At 73.3% G+C, this 18,625-nt stretch carries 17 protein-coding genes and 1 pseudogene; 10 read left to right on the top strand and 8 right to left on the bottom strand.

Features of this window, described 5'->3' with window-relative positions:
• Window positions 1-240 (top strand): annotated as a pseudogene (locus tag AB0F82_RS26320) (DEAD/DEAH box helicase); the annotation flags it as partial.
• The gene (locus tag AB0F82_RS26315) at window positions 237-1,442 is read left to right on the top strand and encodes an SWIM zinc finger family protein (protein ID WP_362631779.1); all 1,206 of its coding nucleotides are present in this window, start codon (window positions 237-239) and stop codon (window positions 1,440-1,442) included. The pseudogene AB0F82_RS26320 and the gene AB0F82_RS26315, both read left to right, overlap by 4 nt.
• Here AB0F82_RS26315 and AB0F82_RS26310 read toward each other — a convergent pair.
• Window positions 1,423-1,971 (bottom strand): hypothetical protein, encoded by a 549-nt coding sequence (locus AB0F82_RS26310; RefSeq protein WP_356811953.1) that lies wholly within the window; start codon window positions 1,969-1,971, stop codon window positions 1,423-1,425. The genes AB0F82_RS26315 and AB0F82_RS26310 overlap by 20 nt on opposite strands.
• A 125-nt stretch (window positions 1,972-2,096) precedes the next feature.
• Here AB0F82_RS26310 and AB0F82_RS26305 point away from each other — a divergent pair, with 125 nt between their 5' ends.
• Window positions 2,097-2,813, top strand: a complete 717-nt coding sequence (locus AB0F82_RS26305; RefSeq protein WP_356811954.1) for a chaplin — start codon at window positions 2,097-2,099, stop codon at window positions 2,811-2,813.
• Here AB0F82_RS26305 and AB0F82_RS26300 read toward each other — a convergent pair.
• Window positions 2,806-3,474 (bottom strand): DUF2293 domain-containing protein, encoded by a 669-nt coding sequence (locus AB0F82_RS26300; RefSeq protein ID WP_362631776.1) that lies wholly within the window; start codon window positions 3,472-3,474, stop codon window positions 2,806-2,808. The genes AB0F82_RS26305 and AB0F82_RS26300 overlap by 8 nt on opposite strands.
• Window positions 3,475-3,625: 151 nt before the next feature.
• Here AB0F82_RS26300 and AB0F82_RS26295 point away from each other — a divergent pair, with 151 nt between their 5' ends.
• The gene (locus AB0F82_RS26295; RefSeq protein ID WP_362631774.1) at window positions 3,626-4,093 is read left to right on the top strand and encodes a cupin domain-containing protein; all 468 of its coding nucleotides are present in this window, start codon (window positions 3,626-3,628) and stop codon (window positions 4,091-4,093) included.
• Here AB0F82_RS26295 and AB0F82_RS26290 read toward each other — a convergent pair.
• Window positions 4,057-5,511, bottom strand: coding sequence for a WGR domain-containing protein (locus AB0F82_RS26290; RefSeq protein ID WP_362631772.1), 1,455 nt, complete (start codon window positions 5,509-5,511; stop codon window positions 4,057-4,059). The genes AB0F82_RS26295 and AB0F82_RS26290 overlap by 37 nt on opposite strands.
• 92 nt (window positions 5,512-5,603) lie before the next feature.
• Here AB0F82_RS26290 and AB0F82_RS26285 point away from each other — a divergent pair, with 92 nt between their 5' ends.
• Window positions 5,604-6,251, top strand: coding sequence for a uridine kinase (locus tag AB0F82_RS26285; protein ID WP_356811958.1), 648 nt, complete (start codon window positions 5,604-5,606; stop codon window positions 6,249-6,251).
• A 283-nt stretch (window positions 6,252-6,534) separates the two neighbouring features.
• On the opposite strand, the gene AB0F82_RS26280 is transcribed toward AB0F82_RS26285, so the two are convergent.
• On the bottom strand, window positions 6,535-7,440 hold the full coding sequence (locus tag AB0F82_RS26280) for a carbohydrate kinase family protein (RefSeq protein WP_362631770.1): 906 nt from the start codon (window positions 7,438-7,440) through the stop codon (window positions 6,535-6,537).
• Window positions 7,437-8,381 (bottom strand): pseudouridine-5'-phosphate glycosidase, encoded by a 945-nt coding sequence (locus AB0F82_RS26275; protein WP_362631768.1) that lies wholly within the window; start codon window positions 8,379-8,381, stop codon window positions 7,437-7,439. The genes AB0F82_RS26280 and AB0F82_RS26275 overlap by 4 nt, the downstream gene beginning before the upstream one ends.
• 515 nt (window positions 8,382-8,896) lie before the next feature.
• On the opposite strand from AB0F82_RS26275, the gene AB0F82_RS26270 reads away from it, so the two are divergent.
• Window positions 8,897-9,277 (top strand): cupin domain-containing protein, encoded by a 381-nt coding sequence (locus AB0F82_RS26270; protein ID WP_362631766.1) that lies wholly within the window; start codon window positions 8,897-8,899, stop codon window positions 9,275-9,277.
• On the opposite strand, the gene AB0F82_RS26265 is transcribed toward AB0F82_RS26270, so the two are convergent.
• The 3 genes from AB0F82_RS26265 to AB0F82_RS26255 form a co-directional block, all read right to left on the bottom strand.
• Window positions 9,267-10,484: an MFS transporter gene (locus tag AB0F82_RS26265; protein ID WP_436842159.1), complete on the bottom strand. Its 1,218-nt coding sequence runs from the start codon at window positions 10,482-10,484 to the stop codon at window positions 9,267-9,269. The two genes, AB0F82_RS26270 and AB0F82_RS26265, sit on opposite strands and share 11 nt — an antisense overlap.
• Window positions 10,485-10,796: 312 nt before the next feature.
• A complete protein-coding gene (locus tag AB0F82_RS26260; protein ID WP_362631764.1) occupies window positions 10,797-11,360 on the bottom strand; it encodes a methylated-DNA--[protein]-cysteine S-methyltransferase in 564 nt (187 codons plus the stop codon).
• Between the two features lie 35 nt (window positions 11,361-11,395).
• Window positions 11,396-12,298, bottom strand: a complete 903-nt coding sequence (locus tag AB0F82_RS26255) for a glycerophosphodiester phosphodiesterase (RefSeq protein WP_362631762.1) — start codon at window positions 12,296-12,298, stop codon at window positions 11,396-11,398.
• 234 nt (window positions 12,299-12,532) lie between these two features.
• Here AB0F82_RS26255 and uvrB point away from each other — a divergent pair, with 234 nt between their 5' ends.
• The 4 genes from uvrB (at window position 12,533) to AB0F82_RS26235 (ending at window position 18,605) form a co-directional block, all read left to right on the top strand.
• Window positions 12,533-14,707 carry an excinuclease ABC subunit UvrB gene (gene uvrB, locus AB0F82_RS26250; protein WP_356811964.1) on the top strand — a complete coding sequence of 725 codons (2,175 nt, stop codon included), beginning with the start codon at window positions 12,533-12,535 and terminating at the stop codon, window positions 14,705-14,707.
• A gap of 88 nt (window positions 14,708-14,795) precedes the next feature.
• Window positions 14,796-15,374 (top strand): TerD family protein, encoded by a 579-nt coding sequence (locus AB0F82_RS26245; protein WP_356811965.1) that lies wholly within the window; start codon window positions 14,796-14,798, stop codon window positions 15,372-15,374.
• 44 nt (window positions 15,375-15,418) lie between these two features.
• Window positions 15,419-17,383 (top strand): TerD family protein, encoded by a 1,965-nt coding sequence (locus AB0F82_RS26240; protein WP_362631760.1) that lies wholly within the window; start codon window positions 15,419-15,421, stop codon window positions 17,381-17,383.
• Between the two features lie 238 nt (window positions 17,384-17,621).
• Window positions 17,622-18,605, top strand: coding sequence for a TerC family protein (locus AB0F82_RS26235; RefSeq protein ID WP_356811967.1), 984 nt, complete (start codon window positions 17,622-17,624; stop codon window positions 18,603-18,605).
• Window positions 18,606-18,625: the final 20 nt, after the last annotated feature.

Below are 18,625 nucleotides of genomic sequence, written 5' to 3'. Positions count from 1 at the left end.
CGCTGGTGGAACCCGGCCGTCGAGGAACAGGCCACCGACCGCGCCTACCGGATCGGCCAGACCCAGCCCGTACAGGTCCACCGGATCATCGCCGAGGGCACCGTCGAGGACCGCATCGCCGAAATGCTGGAGGCGAAGCGGGCGTTGGCCGACGCGGTCCTCGGCTCCGGCGAGGCGGCGCTGACCGAGCTGACCGACCGCGAGCTCGCCGACCTCGTCTCGCTGCGGAGGCCCGCATGATCACCGCGCGGGACGACCGCCGCCGCACCTTCGAGACCGTGCCCGCCGGGGCGGCGGCGGTGAGCTGGTGGGGCCGGGCCTGGGTGTCGGCCCTGGAAGAGGTCTCCGGCGATCCGGCCCGCCTGGCCCGGGGCCGCGCCTACGCCACCGCCGGGCACGTCGACGCCGTGACCGTCACCCCCGGCCGCATCGTCGCGTACGTTCGGGGCAGCAGGCCGCGCCCGTACCGCACCGAGCTGACCCTGCCGGCTTTCGCGGACGCGGAGTGGGGCGAGCTGCTGGAAGACGTCGCCGCCGACCCGGCGGCGCTCGGCGCGCTCCTGGAGCGGGAGGTCCCGCAGTCGCTGGCGGGGACCGTCCTGCCCGGCGCGGGCGAGCTCGTCCCGCACTGCTCCTGCCCGGACGTCGGGCGTCCGCCGTGCAAGCACGCCGCCGCCCTCTGCTACCGCGCGGCCCGCCTCCTCGACGAGGACCCCTTCGTCCTGCTGCTCCTGCGCGGCCGCGGCGAGCGGGAACTCCTCGAAGACCTCACCCGCCGCAACGCCGCCCACGCCGCACGTGAACAGCCAGGTACGGCACCGGACTTCCCCGGAGTCGCCGCCCGGGCAGCGCTCGCCCGCACGGTCCTGCCGCCGCTGCCCGCGCCGCTCGCCCCACCCGCGGCGGCCGGCCTTCCGCCCGCCTACCCGGCAGACCCGGCGGCACCGGACCCGCTCGCCCTCGACCAGCTCGCCTCCGACGCGGCCGCCCGCGCCCTCACCCTGCTCACCACAGGCGAGGACCCGATCGCCGGGCTCTCCCTCTGGCACGACGCCGTACGGCTGGCCTCCGCGCACCCCACGGCCGGCCTGACGGGCGCCGCCCGCACCCTCTACCGGGAGCTGGCCCGCGCCACCGGGCGCACCACCACCGACCTCGCGCGGGCAGCGGCGGCCTGGCGCCAGGGCGGCCGCCCGGCCCTCGCCGCGCTCGAAGAGGCCTGGGATCCGCCGGCCGGCCCCTTCGACCGGGCCCGCCCGGCGCTCCTCGCCGCGTCCCAGGGCGCCTTCCGCCCCGACCGCAACCGCCTGACCGCCCACACCCGCCAGCTGCGGCTCGGCCGCGACGCCCTCTGGTACGCCTACGAGTCCCGCCCGGGCGACGACGACTGGTGGCCCACGGGCCGCCCCTCACCGGACCCGGTCACCGCCCTGCGGGGCTGAGACCCTCCGCCCAGCGCGTCAACGCGGTGAAGTCGCGGTCCCTCAGGCCGTGGCGCGGGTGGATGCGCAGCAGGAGGGCCGGTGCCGGATGGTGGGCGGCGATCCAGGCCCGGTCACGGGGGGTGATCATGTCGTCGACCCAGGCGAACGGGCGGCCGGCCGCCCAGTCCCGCAGATGGCGGGTCTTCCAGGAGAGACCGTCGGGGTCCTCGGCGAACAGGTCGGGCCATTCGACGACGGACAGGTCGCCCGGGAGCCCGATGTGAGGCGAGATCAAAGTGTTGGCCTGGTGCGTCCAGGCGGTTGCCCAGGCGAGCTCGAAGGGCAGGGCCAGCAGCCGGGAGCCGTGGGACGGATGGAGGCGGATCCGCGCGCCGCGCCGGGCCCTGCGGGATTCCGGGTCGCGGTAGGAGAGCCAGACTTCCGGCCACATGCGGTGGCTCTTGTAACCGCGCAACCCGGCGAAGGGCGCACGGAAGGGGTTCAGCGGGCCGTCCACGTCGAGGAGGAGCAGCGGGCGTTCAGTCATGAAGTAGCCAGTACCCAGCACACGATTGAGTGAAATGCGTACCGCCTCTATAACCCGTACGGGTTTGGAGGCGTTGTTTCCGGTGCGGGGCAAGGCCTCGAAATCCACCGGAAGGCAGGAAAGTGATGCGTCACAGTCGTCGAAATGGCTTGATCGCGGCGGTCGTCGCGGGCGGCGGTCTGGCGGTCGCGGGCGTGAGCGGGCTCGCCCACGCCGATGCGGACGCGGGCGGCAGGGCCGAGCGCTCGCCGGGTCTGCTGTCCGGGAACCTCGTGCAGCTGCCGGTGAACGTGCCGGTCAACGCGTGCGGCAACACCGTGAGCGTCGTCGGCCTGCTCAACCCGGCCGCCGGCAACCGCTGTACGAACGTGTCGCAGGGCGGTGGCGCGCACTCCGGCCAGAGCACCTCACACCGGTCGGCGCCGGCGGCGGGCAACGGCGGCGGAGCGGTCGCGAGCGGTCAGACGAAGGATTCCCCCGGAGTGCTCTCCGGCAACGGTCTCCAGCTCCCCGTCGACCTGCCGGTCAACATCAGCGGCAACTCCGTCAACGTGGTCGGCATCGGAAACCCCTCGCACGGCAACACGTCCGTCAACGTCGAGCAGCCCGGCCCCGGCAAGCCCGTTCAGCCGCCCGTCGTCGAGAAGCCGGTCACCCCGGTCACCCCGGCCGTCCCGACCCCGCCGACCTCACCCGTCACCAGGGTCACCCCGCCCGAGCCCCCGCGGCACAGCGAGGCCCTCGCCCACACCGGGGCGGACGGCGTCGGCTACCTGCTGCCCAGCGGCGGCGCCCTGCTGCTCGGCGGCCTCATGCTCTACCGCCGCTTCCGGGTCAACTAGCCTGATCCCGGCTCATGGTGCGCCATCCGTCCAGGATGGCGTCGATCCGCGGGGCCAGCCGGGCGCGGGCCGCGAAACGGGGAACGCCCGCCATCAGCAGGGCGTCGTACTCGGTGTCGGTGTGCCGGACCGCCGCCCGCACCGCCACCGAGACCGCCGTCTCGTCCAGGGCCCGACCGGCCGCGGTGCGCCCCACCCGGCCGCTGCCGCGCACCGAGGCATGGGTGGCGATCGCCACGGCCCGGTCGGCCGGGCAGCCGGGGAACAGCCGCACTATCTCGGCGGCGAAGGCCGCCGTGAAGCGGACGTCCTCCGCCGCACGACGCAGCCGGTCGCGCTCCCGGCGACGCGCCCGCGCCTCGGAGTCCGCGAGACAGGCGCGTTCCGCGCCGGCCAGGGCGGCATCCTCCACGAACAGCCCCAGGCGCTCGTACCGGCGGCGCCGCTTGTGGAAGCGGACCACGACGGCGGACAGCGAACTGGCCTCACGGGCACGGCGCGTCAGCGCGGCGTCCCCGCGCGGAAGGTAAACGAGGTGCCCAAGGTCCGCACAGTCCAGGCAGCGGGGCACACCGGCCTCGCGCACCAGGTGCCGGAGCGGGCCGCGCCGGCACTCCGCGCAGTGGATCTGCTTCACGGACTCGAAGACGACCAGGCTCATACAGGTGTGATACCGCCCTCCGCCCCTCATATCACCTGATGGGGAAGGCAGGTTGGGGTTTCACCGACTCTTCCTGAATCGGCCTGATCGCTCCTACGGTGGACCCCATGGACCCCATGGACCGCGGGGCCGGTCCACGGAGGAGGAGCACATGGGCGTACGGCGGACGACGACGGCACGGCCGCAGGTGACCGGCTTCGGCTTCGGGATCGGCACCGGCAGAGCACGCGTCACCACGATCCCCGCGGGCCGGGAGATAGTCATCCCGCCGGGCGGCTGCACCGGCTGGCACTTCCACCGGGTGCGGCTCGAAGCCGTCGTCCTCTCGGGCACCCTGACCCGGGTCCTGCACGACCTCACCGTCGAGGTGCACCGGCCGGGGACCACCTTCGTGGAGCCCGCCGGCATCGGGCACATACACCTGGGCCACAACCTCGGCACCGAGCCGGTCGTGCTCCACGTGACCCCCCGGCTGCCCGAAGGGACCCCCTTCTCCATACCCACGCCCGCCCCCGCCGGTGCCGGCCCGCTGGTGTGCCGGCAGCACACCACGGAGCCGCAGCCAGAGCCCGTCGGCAGTACTCACACTAGTCGGCGTATCTCCCCGCGGACCCGGTAGAAGCCCCCGGAGGCCGCGTGCAGGCCGTCCACCACGTACCGGGCGCCGGCCTCCCGGATCCCCCGCGGGAACTGCACGTTCCAGGACGGCTCGAAGCCGCTCGACACCACCTGCACCCGCATCCGGCCACCCTGCTGGACGCACTCCACCACCACACCGCCCGCCGGATCCGAGGCCACCGCGGCCATCGAGACCGTCGCCACCGCCGAAGCCGACGCGGCCGGCGTGAACACGGGCAGCGCGGCCGCCGACTTCACGTCCATCGGCGCGGGCACCGAACCCTGCTGGGCCGCCGCGATCGCCTGCTCGCTCGCGTCCACGCACACCAGGGAGCCGTCCGTGGTGACGAGGTACAGCCGCCCGTCCAGGTACTGCATCGACAGCGCCGAACCGCCGCCCGTCCCCAGCTTCCACAGCCGGTGCCCGTCCGCGTCGAAGCAGTAGACCGACGAGGAGGAATCGCCGGCGAAGACGTGGCGGCCGTCGGGGGAGGTCGCGCACGAATACACCGCCGCGTCACACAGGTAGGCGGCCTCCGTCGCCCCCGAGGCCTTCGACAGCCGCTGCACGGTGTTGCGGACCGTACCCGCGTACACCGAGTGCTCCTCCTGCCAGCCGAACAGGACACCGCCGGGGGTCGCGCTGTGCCACAACTGCCCGGTGCCGTCGGCCGCGTAGGCCGTCACGCCGCCGCTGTGCCCGTGGTAGACCGCCCGCTCGTCGGCCCGGACCATCCACGCACCCGTCCCGGCGGACTTCCGCGACCACTGGTGCTCGTCCTCGTGGTCGATGACCGTCAGGCCGCCGTTCGCGTCCGAGACGTCGAGCACGCCCTCGTGGATGTCCAGCCAGTAGATGTCCACGTCCGGGGCGATGGTGTAGGCGCCGAAGGGGACCTTCGAGGACAGGTCGTACACCGTGCCGTCGTCGCAGCCGGCATATATCCAGAACTCGTCCGCCACCAGGCACTTCACCCCGTCCGGCAGCGAATAGTGCGCCAGCACCTCACCGCCGTGGCTCAGCGTGTAGACGTCACCGGCCTGGTTGCCGACCCAGCAGCGGTCCTCGTCGACATGGATCCCGAAGGCCGAGGAACCGGTACGGAAACGCCACAGCACCGGCGCGACGGCACGCGCCGTCGACGGCGCCGACGTCACCTGGCGGCGCGTCACCGCACGGGAGGCGCGCTGCCCCTGCACCGCCGGGGCGTACCCCTTGCGGACCTTCTCCCCGATCTTCTTCGCGGCGGCCGCGCGGGCCTTCTCGACGGTCGGGAACGAGGAGCTCTGCAACTGGCCCGGCGCGCCGATGCGTCCGTAGCGCACGGAGACGGCGGTGCCGTCCACGATCACCTCGTAGAACTTGTGCGCCCCGCCGCCGTCCTGGGACAGCTCCAGATACGTCGTCTCCCGAGCCATGACAGACCCCTCCCCGAAAGCCGGGCCACCGGCGCCCTTTCCGCGGTGATCCCTCGTGAAAAAAGCTACGGCCGACCACTGACAATGGGCCGGTGCAGTGGGAAGCGATCACATGGCAGCGGATGGCCGAGCGTCTCGCCGGTCACCTCGACGACCCCGGCAACGCCCCCGGGCCCGGCGGCCGGCAGCGCGTGGGCATCGACGGCGCGCCCGCGGCGGACACCGGCACCCTCGCCGGGCGGCTCGCGGAGGAGCTGCGGCTGCGCGGACGCTCGGTCCTGGTGGTCCCGACCGCCGGCTTCCTGCGGCCGGCCTCCCTCCGCTTCGAGTTCGGCCGACAGGACGTGGACGCGTACCTGGACGGCTGGTACGACACGGCCGCGCTCTGGCGGGAGGTGTTCGGCCCGACCGACCCCGGCGGCACGGGGCGGGTGCTGCCGGACCTGTGGGATCCGGTGACCGACCGGGCGACCCGCAGCCCCTACGCCCAACTCCCGGCCGGCGGTGTGCTGCTGGTGCACGGACCGCTGCTGCTGGGGCGGTGGTTCCCCTTCGACCTGAGCGTCCACGTCCGGCTGTCGGCGGGGGCGCTCGCGCGGCGGACCGAGGAGTCAGAGCGGTGGACGGGGGCGGCGTTCGCCCGGTACGAGGCCGAGGTGGACCCGGCTTCCGCCGCCGATGTGGTGGTGCGGGCGGATGATCCCAGGCATCCTGCCTGGACGGGGATCCGGGGGAGCTGACCCCGGGCGGGGCCCGGCAGGGTATGGGTGCCGCTGCGCGGAGCCCTCTCCCCGCCCCGCCCCTTCTCCGGTTCCCGGGCCCTGCCCGGCTCTGTGCTGCGGACGCCGGCGGGGCCGGGTGGGGCGTTGCCCGGACCCGCGGCGCCGGCGACGGGCGTTGGCCCGGACCCGGACCTGCGCTTCGGACGTCGGTGGGGGCGGGGCCAGGTCGTGTCGTCAAAGCCCCGCCTGACCGGCGGGGCCCGCCCTTCGGGCGGACGACGCCACTTTGACGACACTCCCCCTAGGGGCGGCCGCCTGTTCGCGTTATGGCCCGGGCTGCCGCCCGGGAGCCCGCTCGGGTGGATTCCGTCGGGTCCGCGCCCTCCAGGCGGGAGGCGAGGAAGGCACCGGTGAAGGCATCGCCGGCGCCCGTGGAGTCCACCACCGGTTCGGCCGGCTGCGCGGCCGCCACCTCCGCCGTGAGCCGGCCCCCCTCGGCCACCAGCGCCCCCGCCGGGCCCCGGGTCACCACCACGAGCGGCACCCGCCGGCTCAGCGCCATCGCCGCCCGGGCCACCCCCGACCCTTCCGGCAGCCCCGCCAGCAGCCGGGCCTCGTCCTCGTTCGGCAGCAGCAGGCACGCGCCCGCCACGGCGTCCAGGAAGCGCTGCGGGCCCAGTGCCGCCAGGAATCCGGCCGACGCGGGATCCACGCTCACCGGCACCCCCCGCGTCCGCGCCGCCCGCAGCGCGACCAGCGCCAGCTCCCGGCTGCTGTCGGCGAAGAACAGATAACCCGACAGGTGCAGGTGCGCCGCACCGTCCAGCAGGGACGGAGCCCAGTCGGCCGGGCACAGCCGCAGCGAGGCCCCGCTGTCGGTCAGGAAGGTCCGCTCCGCGTCCTTGCCGACGAGGGCCACCACCGTCCCGGTCGGCTCCTGCGGATCGATCACCAGCCGGGGCCGCACCCCCGCGTCCACGAGCGCCCGTTCGTGCCACCGCGCCGATTCCGTGCCCACCCGCGCGAGGAGGCGCACCTCCGCGCTCCCCGTACGGGCGGCCCAGCACGCCGCGTTGGCCCCCGCGCCGCCCGGCAGGGTGCGGATGCGGGCCGCGGTGTCGGTGGCCGGAGCCAACGGCTCCGTGTGGACGGCCACCACGTCCGTCACCACGTCCCCGACGACGAGCAGCGCCCCCGCCGCCGTCATGCCCGCGCCGCCCAGGCCCCGGCGATCCGGGCACCGAGCCGCACGTTGCCGCGTACCGCCGCCAGGTTCGCCTCCAGCGAGGCCCCGCCCGTCGCCCGTACCAGGAACCCCAGAAGGAACGGCGTCACCGCCTGCCCCGTGATGCCCTGCTCGCGGCACTCGGCGAGCGCCTCGGCCAGGACCCGGTCGTGCAGCTGCGGATCCAGCTGCTCCGCGGCAGCCACCGGATTGGCCACGAGCAGCGCCGACTCAGGTCCGCCGAGTGCGTCCTGAGCGGCCATCACCGCCGCGACCTCCTCCGGCCGGTGCACGGTCCAGTCCACCGCCTCACCGGAGTCGGCCAGGTAGAACCCGGGGAAGCGGTCCGTCCCGTAGCCGAGCACCCCGACGCCCAGCGTCTCCAGCCGCTGCAGCGTGGCCGGCACGTCAAGGATCGACTTCACCCCCGCGCAGACCACCGTGATCCGGGTGCGGGCCAGCAGGGAGAGGTCCGCCGACTCGTCCTGCGTCTGGACCCATTCACGGTGTACGCCGCCCAGGCCGCCCGTCGCGAAGACGCGCAGGCCCGCCCTGGCCGCGAGGAACGCCGTCGCGGAAACCGTCGTCGCGCCGGTCGCGCCCGTCGCCAGCGCGGGTGCCAGATCCCGGTGCCCGAGCTTGCGTACGCCGTCACCGGCCGCGATCCGCTCCAGCTGCTCCTTGTCCAGGCCCGCGTGCGCGACGCCGTCCAGGACCGCGACCGTCGCCGGAACCGCCCCCTCCGCGCGGACCAGCTCCTCCAGTTCCAGGCCCACCTCCAGGTTGCGGGGGCGGGGCAGGCCGTGCGCGATGATCGTCGACTCCAGGGCCACCACGGGCCTGCCCCGGTCGAGCGCCTCGCGCACCTCGGCCGACAGGACCGGCCCACCGGACGGGGATTCAGTTGCTCTGTGCTGTGACATGTCCCCATCCATGGCACGGGATCGGCGGCCCCAAACGCACTCCTGTCACACCCGTCCCGAGCTGTCCGAGTAGCGTTCCCCCTGGACACGCGCGGCTTCTACGACGGCTCGCCGACCGCTACGACCTCGTCCACGCGGACCGGGACGCGTCCGTCACCCGGCAGGCCGGGCCCTCTGCACCCTGCTCACCGCAGCATCGGGCCCGGACCGCACAAGTCCTCGACAACGCCGGCGCCACCGGCACCCACGCCCTCGGCGACGACGTCTCGGGACCGACCTGAGCCCCCCCTGCGCCGCCCGCACCGCGGGGAGGCCGCCGGCCGCGCACTCGCCGTGCCCGTCGCCGCGGCGCGCTGCCCCACCTGCTGACCGCACGGGACGTGCGCGTCGAACTGGCCGAAACCCTGCGGGTCCCGCGCCCCGGCCCGACTGGACAGGGTGACTCGTAGGCCGGTCCGTTCCTGGACGCTGTGGTCACCGCGCCGCGCGGGCGGGCCGATCTAGGCTGGCGGGCCATGAGCACCAGTGATCACTCCGCCGCCCCCGCAGCCGCCCCCGCCTCGTTCGCCGTCGACGTGGCGGACGTGGAGCTGGAGCCCGACGACCTCGACCCCGCGCAGATCGTCTCCGGGGATCCCGTCGTCACGGGCAAGGTCCTGTGGGAGTCGGCCGACGGCAAGCAGGTGCGCGGGATCTGGCAGATCACCCCGGGCGTGGTCACCGACGTCGAGGCGAACGAGCTGTTCGTGGTGGTCAGCGGCCGCGCCACCGTCGAGGTCGAGGGCGGCGGGACGCTGGAGGTGGGTCCGGGCTCGGCATGCGTCCTGCGCGAGGGCGACAAGACCGTATGGACCGTCCACGAGACCCTGCGCAAGGCCTACCACATCAGCTACTGACCCCCGGCGGGGGCGTCTTGGCGTCCACGGGGTGGCGGCGGGCGGTGAACAGGGCGAGCGCCGCCATCGGCAGCAGCAGCGAGGCACCGACGGCGTTCAGCCAGCCGTAGCCCGCCTGGGACATGATCACGCCGGCGGCGGCCCCGCCCACGCCCGCGGCCGTGTTCATCGTGAGGTCGCTCAGACCCTGTACGGCGGCCCGCGCGGGCTGCGGAACCGAGTCGGTCAGCAGGGCCGAGCCGGACACCATCCCCGCGGACCAGCCGAGGCCGAGCAGGAAGAGGCCGAGCGCGCTCTGGCCGTGGCTCGGCCCGGCCGTCCCGGCGAGCAGCGCGGCGGCCGACAGCAGTCCTGCGCCGAGGCCGATCACGGAGAGCCGTCCGAGACGGTCCGCGAGCCAGCCCATGAGCGGGGAGAAGGCGAACATCCCCGCGATGTGACCGCTGATCACCAGACCGACGAGCTCCAGCCCGGCACCGTGGTGGCCGAGGTCCATCGGCGTCATGACCATGATCGAGACCATGGTGGTGTGGGACACGGCGACGGTGAGGAGGGCGAGCCGAGCCCGCGGCGAGGCCCGCACGGCGGCGATCCCGGCGCGGATCGAGCGGCCCTCGCGGCTCCGCTCCTCGGGTGCCGCGAGCGCCCGCGCCGTCAGCAGGGGGTCCGGGCGCAGGAGTACGGCGATCAGCGCGCCGGTCAGCACGAACACGACGGCGGCCCACACGAAGGGGCCCGCCGTCTCGGGTATGGAGGTCCCGGCGAAGCTGCGGCTCGCCGGAGCGGACAGGTTGGGGCCGAGCACCGCGCCGAGGGTGGACGCCCACACGACGACCGAGATGGCCCGGGCCCGGTGGTCCGGGGCGGCGAGGTCCGCGGCGGCGAACCGGGCCTGGAGGTTGGCGGAGGAGGCGGCGCCGAAGGCGGCCATGCCGAGCAGCAGCAGCGGGAAGCTCTTGATGGTGGCGGCGAGGACGACGAGGCCCGCCCCGACGGCGCCGATCCCGTAGGCCAGGACCAGCCCGGGGCGCCGGCCGCGCGCGGTCATCAGGGCGGCGAGCGGCAGCGAGACGAGGGCGGTGCCGATCACCGAGGCGGTGGAGGCGAAGCCGGACAGCGCCTCGGTGCCGCTGACCTCGGTGGCGAGTACGGGGGCCAGGGCGATGCTGATGGGCACGCCGAGGCCGCCGAGTATCTGGCCGGCCATGAGCACCCGGGAGGTGCGCTTGCGCAGCCGCGCGAGCTCCGGGAGGCCGAGCGGTGGGGCGGGCCGGTCCGTGCCGGGCGAGGCGGTCACGCCGTACCCCGCACTCGCGGGTGCGCGGCGCGGGGCGCGGGGGAGGCGATGGGGCCGGGTGCGGCGGCTGCAGTAGTCACCGCCGCAGTGTGCCACCCCTTACCGTCGGGCGGAACCGCGCCGTCGGCGCGGTCGGACCCGCAGGTCACAGCCGTCACAGCCGCCCGACCCGGCGGGTGCGCCCCGCACGGCGCGGGGCGGGCGTGAGGGGGCACGCGGCGCTCAGAACAGCGGCTGCGGGAGCACTCCCTCCAGCGCGAGCAGCTGCCGCTTGGTCTCCACGCCGCCGCCGAACCCCCCGATGCCGCCGTCGTTCTCCACGACCCGGTGGCAGGGCACCACCACCGGCAGCGGGTTCGAGCCCATGGCGTTGCCCACGGCCTGGGCGGCGCCGGGCTGTCCGGCGCGGGCGGCCAGCTCCCCGTAGCCGACGACCGACCCGTAGGGCACGGAACGGTCCAGCTCCTGGAGCACCTGCCGGTTGAAGCCGGAGCTGAGGCGCCAGTCCAGCGGCAGGTCGAAGCGCCGCAGCGAACCGGCGAAGTAGGCGGCCATCTGGCGCACCGGCTCGGCCAGCAGCACCTCCTCGCCCGGCGCGGGCCTGCGGGCGTCGGCGCCCAGCCGGGAGACCAGCGGGCCCATCATCCGGTCGACCCGGTCCGGCCCGGCATGGAACTCGACCCGGACCAGCCCCTCCGGGGTCGCGGCCAGGAGCAGGGGACCGATGTCGCTGGCGACGACGGTCCATTCGAGGTGCGGCCCGCGGGGCCGCTCGGTGCTGTCCACGCGTCCACGGTACGACCCGCCTCCGACAGGGCCGCTCAGAAGCCCCCGACCGCCTCCCGGACCACGTCCGGGGCGTTCGTGATGATCCCGTCCACGCCCATCTCCTGCACCTTCCGGGCCGTCGCGGCGTCGTCCACGATCCAGGTGTCCACCTCCATCGCCCTGCCGTGGGCTCCCAGCAGGCCGTGCACCGCCGCGACCCAGTCGGCCGAGATGGTGGTGTGCCACGGGTTGATCCGGTCGGTGAACTCCGCGTACCGCGGCAGGTCCGCCACGGGAGGGGTGCCCAGGAAGGCCGTCACCAGGTCGGGGCGCAGCCCGTGCACGACGCGCACGCAGTCGGCGCTGAAGCTCTGCACCACAAGGCGCCGCGCGACGTGGCGCGGGTCGAGCCAGCCCGCCTCGCCCAGGACCTTCAGGGTCTGCTCCTCGATCCCCGGGTACAGCTCCGGCCTCTTGATCTCCAGCAGCAGCCGCTGCCGGTTGCGCTGCACACGGTCGAGGTACTGCCGCAGGGTCGGCACGGCGGCGCCCGCGTACTCCTCGCCGAACCAGCTGCCCGCGTCCAGCCGGGCGATCTCGGCCGCCGTGAAGTCCTTGACCTTCCAGGGCCTCCGGTCCGGGAAGAGCTGTTCGACGTCCGTGGTCCGGGCCAGGGTGTCGTCGTGGATCACGACCAGCTCGCCGTCCTTGGTGCGCTGCACGTCGTTCTCGACCCAGGCGAAGCCCAGGCGCATCGCCAGGTCGACCGCTGCGAGGGTGTTCTCCGGGGCGTACGCCGAGGCCCCCCGGTGGGCGTACACGACGGGACCCCCCAGGCCCAGCGGTCCGGCGGCGGATCCGGGGCCGGTGGCGGCGTACGACGCCGTCCCGCCCAGCAGGGTGAGGGTGAAGCCCAGGAATGCGGCGGCGGCCGCGGCGGCGGGTCGGACGTGCATGTGCGTTCTCCTCGGGTCGTGAGCCCTGTTCCTGCGTCAGACGGGTGCGGAGCGGCAGACGTTGTGGCGATGCACTTCACCGCGATCATGGGGTTGAAGATCATGGAGCCGCCACCGAACTACGACAAACGGACCAGAACGGATGACGCCGGCCGGGCCCGGCGGGGCAGCCCGGAGCGTGCCGGGGCCCGGCGGGGAGACGTGAGTGTCAGTGGAGGGTCGTACGGTGGACTCATGCGGCCCGTATCGAAGATCGAACGCACGGTGGCGCCTTTCGAGGTCGTCAGCCCCTACCAGCCCAGCGGCGACCAGCCGGCGGCCATCGCCGAGCTGGAGAAGCGCATCCGTGCAGGTGAGAAGGATGTCGTCCTGCTGGGTGCGACCGGCACCGGCAAGTCGGCGACCACCGCCTGGATGATCGAGAAGCTCCAGCGCCCCACCCTGGTCATGGCGCCGAACAAGACGCTGGCCGCCCAGCTGGCGAACGAGTTCCGCGAGCTCCTGCCGAACAACGCCGTCGAGTACTTCGTCTCGTACTACGACTACTACCAGCCCGAGGCCTACGTACCGCAGTCGGACACGTACATCGAGAAGGACTCCTCGATCAACGAGGAGGTGGAGCGGCTGCGCCACTCCGCCACCAATTCGCTGCTGACCAGGCGGGACGTGATCGTCGTCGCCTCCGTGTCCTGCATCTACGGCCTCGGCACCCCGCAGGAGTACGTCGACCGGATGGTCGCGCTCAAGGTGGGCGAGGAGATCGACCGGGACCAGCTGCTGCGCCGCTTCGTCGACATCCAGTACACGCGCAACGACGTCGCCTTCACCCGCGGCACCTTCCGGGTCCGCGGCGACACCATCGAGATCTTCCCGGTCTACGAGGAACTGGCCGTCCGCATCGAGATGTTCGGCGACGAGATCGAGGCCCTCTCCACCCTGCACCCGCTGACCGGCGAGGTCATCAGCGAGGACCGCGAGCTCTACGTCTTCCCCGCCAGCCACTACGTCGCCGGCCCGGAGCGCATGGAGAAGGCGATCGCCGGCATCGAGGCCGAGCTGGCCGAGCGCCTCGCCGAGCTGGAGAAGCAGGGCAAGATGCTGGAGGCGCAGCGCCTGCGCATGCGCACCACCTACGACCTGGAGATGATGCGCCAGATCGGGTCCTGCTCCGGCATCGAGAACTACTCCCTGCACATGGACGACCGCGAGCGGGGATCGGCGCCCAACACCCTCATCGACTACTTCCCGGAGGACTTCCTCCTGGTCATCGACGAGTCGCACGTCACCGTGCCGCAGATCGGCGCCATGTACGAGGGCGACGCCTCCCGCAAGCGGACCCTGGTCGACCACGGCTTCCGGCTGCCGTCCGCGCTGGACAACCGGCCGCTGAAGTGGGAGGAGTTCCAGGAGCGCATCGGCCAGACCGTCTACCTGTCGGCCACTCCCGGGAAGTACGAGCTCTCCCGCGGCGACGGCTTCGTCGAACAGATCATCCGCCCCACCGGCCTCATCGACCCCGAGGTCGTGGTCAAGCCCACCGAGGGCCAGATCGACGACCTGGTGCACGAGATCCGCCAGCGCGTCGAGAAGGACGAGCGGGTCCTGGTCACCACCCTCACCAAGAAGATGGCCGAGGACCTCACGGACTACTTCCTGGAGCTCGGCATCCAGGTCCGCTACCTGCACAGCGACGTCGACACCCTGCGCCGCATCGAGCTGCTGCGCGAGCTGCGGTCCGGCGAGTTCGACGTCCTGGTCGGCATCAACCTGCTGCGCGAGGGCCTGGACCTGCCCGAGGTCTCCCTGGTGGCGATCCTCGACGCCGACAAGCAGGGCTTCCTGCGCTCGGGCACCTCCCTGATCCAGACCATCGGCCGCGCGGCGCGCAACGTCTCCGGCCAGGTCCACATGTACGCGGACATCATCACCCCGGCGATGGCCCAGGCGATCGACGAGACGAACCGGCGCCGCGAGAAGCAGGTCGCCTACAACACGGCCAACGGCATCGACCCACAGCCGCTCCGCAAGAAGATCAACGACATCGTCGCCACCATCGCCCGCGAGGAACTGGACACCGAGCAGCTCCTCGGCACCGGATACCGGCAGGCGAAGGAGGGCAAGGGCGCCAAGGCGCCCGTGCCGGCGCTCGGCGGTCTCGCGGGCCACGCCCCGGCAGGCGCCAAGGGCGGCAGGGGCGGCAAGGGTGCCAAAGCGGCCAAGGGGGCCACGGGCACCGAGGTGCTCACCGACCGGCCGGCCGCCGAACTCGCCTCGCTCATCGAGCAGATGACCGAACGCATGCGCGCCGCCGCGGCGGAGCTCCAGTTCGAGGTCGCGGCCCGGATCCGGGACGAGGTCGGCGAGCTGAAGAAGGAGCTCCGGCAGATGAAGGAAGCGGGCCTCGCCTGAGCCGGGGGCTGTCAGTAGGGTTGGGTCACAGCCGCAGGAACACGCTGCGCACCAGTCAGCTGGGGCGGGCTATGGAGAGGGGACGCGCGTGACGGTCAACATGACCAAGGGTCAGGCCATCAGTCTGCAGAAGTCGGACGGAGGGACGCTGACCGCGGTCCGGATGGGCCTGGGCTGGCAGGCGGCGAAGCGCCGCGGACTGTTCGGCTCGCGGACGCGGGAGATCGACCTCGACGCGTCGGCGGTGCTCTTCGCCGACAAGCAGCCGGTCGACGTGGTCTTCTTCCGCCACCTGCAGAGCGACGACGGCTCGGTGCGCCACACCGGCGACAACCTCGTCGGCGGCGTCGGCCAGGGCGGGGACGACGAGGCGATCCTCGTCGACCTCCAGCGCGTGCCGGTCCACATCGACCAGATCGTCTTCACGGTGAACTCCTTCACCGGCCAGACGTTCCAGGAGGTGCAGAACGCCTTCTGCCGCATCGTCGACGAGACCAACGGCCAGGAGCTGGCCCGCTACACCCTCGACGGCGGCGGCGCGTACACCGCCCAGATCATGGCGAAGGTGTCCCGCGCGGGCACCGGCTGGCAGATGACGGCCCTGGGCAACCCGGCCAACGGCCGGACCTTCCAGGACCTGATGCCGGCGATCCTGCCGCACCTGTAGCAGTACCGGAAGAAGAGAAGAAGGCGCGGGGGAGGGGCTGCACGATGACGGCCGAACTGGTCCGGGGGCAGAACCACCCCGTGTCCCAGAGCCGGGTGGAGATCAGGGTATCGGCGGGCACGCCCGTGCTGGCCCTGGCCTCACTCGCCGACGAACAGGGCCGGTTCTCCGGCAGCGAGGTCCTGGCCCACCCGGGCGCCAGGTCCCTCCCCGGCGTCCGGGCGCCGGCGGAACCCGCCGACCGGCACACCTTCGCCGTGGACCTCGAAGCCGTCGCGGCGGACGTCCACCGCATCGGCGTGCTGCTCGTACTGCCGCCCGGCGGCCCGGTCCGCTTCGGCGCGGTCCCGGCCTCCCACGTGGCCGTGGCCGCCCCCGACGGCGGCACCGAGATCGCCGGCTACACCCTGACCGGGCTGGACGCCGAGACCGCCGTGATCGCCCTGGAGCTCTACCGCCGCCAGGGCGCCTGGAAGGTCCGCGCCGTCGGCCAGGGCTACGCCGACGGCCTCGGCGCGCTGCTCGCCGACGGCGGACTGCCCGCACCGGCCGCCGGGGAGCTGGCCGCCGCCGCGCTGCGCACCGCCGCCCCGGTGAAGGAGACGGACGCGACGCTCGCGGCCCTGCCCACCCTCGTCGGCGACCTGCGCGCCCCGCAGACCCCGGCCGAGGCCCCTGCGGCCGCCCCGGAACCCCCGGACCCGCTCCCGGTCTCCGCCGTCCCGTACGCCGGCACGCCCGGCCCCGCGCCCGCCGGCGACGGCGACGGCTCCCCTCCCACGATCAGCTACACCCACCCGCGCCGCCGGCGCACCAGCAGCGAGCCGCCCGAGCCGGCCCCCCGGCCCGCCGCCGCGGCGGAGCCCGGGCAGCCCCCGCGGCCGGTCGCCGGCGACGCCGGCGGCTGGTCCATGGACGAACGGCTCTACAACCAGGTGTGGGGCATGTTCGAGGACCTGGCCCGCACGGTCGCCGCCTACCGCAGCGCCGTGGAGTTCGCCGACTCCCGCATGGACCGAGAGCTCGACGACGCCCTCTCGGACCCACGCCACCGCCTCGGCGGCTCCGGCAACGCCGCCCGCGACACCGCCCGGGCCCGCCGCGAGGAACTGGTCGCCCAGGCCCAGGCCGTCCTCGACCGGGACCTCGCCCAGCTGATCGCCGAGTCGGAGGTCGTCGAGCCCGCGCTGCCGGCCCCGTACGCCCGCTGGGACAACCCGGTCTGGCACGGCCACCGCACGCCCGAGGAGGGCCCGCTGGCCCTGCGCCTGGGCGACCTGCACCTGCCCGAGCGGCCCGACCTGCGCATCCCCATGCTGGTCCGGCTCCCTCTGGAGCGCGGCCTGTGGATCGACAACGGCCGTACCGGGTCCGAGGCCGCGATGGCCATGGACACCGACCGGCTGCGCCGTGCCGCCATGGACATGGCCGTCGCCCACGCGGTCCGGCTTCTCGCGGTCCATCCCGCCGACCGGTTCTCCGTCCACGTCATCGACGCGGCCGGGGCCGCCGCCGCCTCCCTGGCGCCGCTCGTACGGGCCGGGGTGCTGGCAGCGCCGCCCGCCGCCGGGGCCGCGGGAGTCACCCGGACGCTGGCCGAGCTGACCCGGCGGGTGGACCTCGTACAGATGGCGCTGCGGGCCGGGGCCCCCGAGGACCTGCCGCCGGACGTGGACACGGCCGAGCAGCTGCTCATCGTGCACGACTTCCCGCACGGCTTCGACGACCGGGCCGTCACGCAGCTGCGCTACCTCGCCGACGAGGGCGCGGCCGTCGGCGTGCACCTGCTGATGGTCGCGGACCGCGACGAGGCCTCCGCCTACGGGCCGCTGCTGGACCCGTTGTGGCGCTCCCTGATGCGGCTGTCGCCGGTCCCGGACAACCACCTCGCCGACCCCTGGGTGCAGCACGCCTGGACCTTCGAACCGAACCTCCCGCCGCAGGGCAGCCGGGTCCTCGACCAGGCGCTCGACCGGGTGGCGGAGGCCCGGCGCACTACCCGTCCGTGACCATCCTTTGGCATTCCCTTTACCTTTTCCGCCTTCGGCGGGTAAGCTCGTCAGCGCGGAGGGGAGTATTCCTGCTTTCCTGCTACGGCGTACCCGTCAATACGGACCACTGCGGCACCACGAGCGCGGTCGGTCCCGGGGCGCCGGCCCACGGCCTCCAGGCCGCCCGGGTGGAAGAGACCTCCGGCAGCGATGACGCTGACGAAGTGCTGAGCCATCCGCCGGAGGCGTGTTCACCATGGAAGTTTCCTGGGCCCTTTGGGTCGCGACCATTCTCGGTCTGTCCCTCCTCATCGGTGCCGACTTCTTCATCGGCCGCAAGCCCCACGATGTGTCGATCAAGGAAGCCGGCACCTGGACGGTCGTCTGGATCGTCCTCGCCGCACTCTTCGGCCTCGGCCTGTGGTTCTTCGGGACCCCGCAGGCGTCGCAGGAGTTCTTCGCGGGCTTCATCACCGAGAAGTCCCTGAGCGTCGACAACCTCTTCGTCTTCGTCCTGATCATGGCGAAGTTCGCGGTGCCCTCCCACCTCCAGCAGCGGGTGCTGCTCGTGGGCGTGCTGATCGCGCTCGTCCTGCGCGCGATCTTCATCGCCGCCGGCGCCGCGATCATCGCCAGCTTCAGCTGGGTCTTCTACATCTTCGGCGCGTTCCTGATCTACACCGCCTGGAAGCTGATCCAGGAGGCCCGCAAGGACGAGGACGACGAGGAGTTCGAGGAGAACCGCCTCCTCAAGTCCGTCGAGAAGAAGTTCGGCGTCGCCGACCAGTACCACGGCACCAAGCTCTTCATCATCAACAACGGCAAGCGCGTGCTGACGCCGCTGATGATCGTCATGCTGGCCATCGGCACCACCGACGTGCTGTTCGCGCTGGACTCGATCCCCGCCATCTTCGGCCTCACCCAGGACCCCTACATCGTCTTCACGGCCAACGCCTTCGCGCTGATGGGTCTGCGCCAGCTGTACTTCCTCATCGGCGGCCTGCTGGAGAAGCTGGTCCACCTCAGCTACGGCCTGTCGATCATCCTCGGCTTCATCGGCGTCAAGCTGGTGCTGCACGCCCTGCACGAGTCCGGGGTGCACGTCCCGGAGATCTCGATCCCCGTCTCCCTCGGCGTCATCTGCGGTGTCCTGGTCATCACCACCATCACCAGCCTGATCGCCTCGAAGAAGCAGGCGGCGGCCGAGGCCGCCGCCCGCACCGAGAGCATCGACGCCTGACCCGGCCCGCGGAGCTCTCC

The sequence above is a fragment of the Streptomyces virginiae genome, from assembly GCF_040638905.1.
In the GTDB taxonomy this organism is placed as follows: Bacteria; Actinomycetota; Actinomycetes; order Streptomycetales; family Streptomycetaceae; genus Streptomyces; species Streptomyces virginiae_B.
The sequence above is the reverse complement of the archived record's forward strand: the minus strand, read 5'-3'. Positions and strand labels throughout refer to the sequence as shown.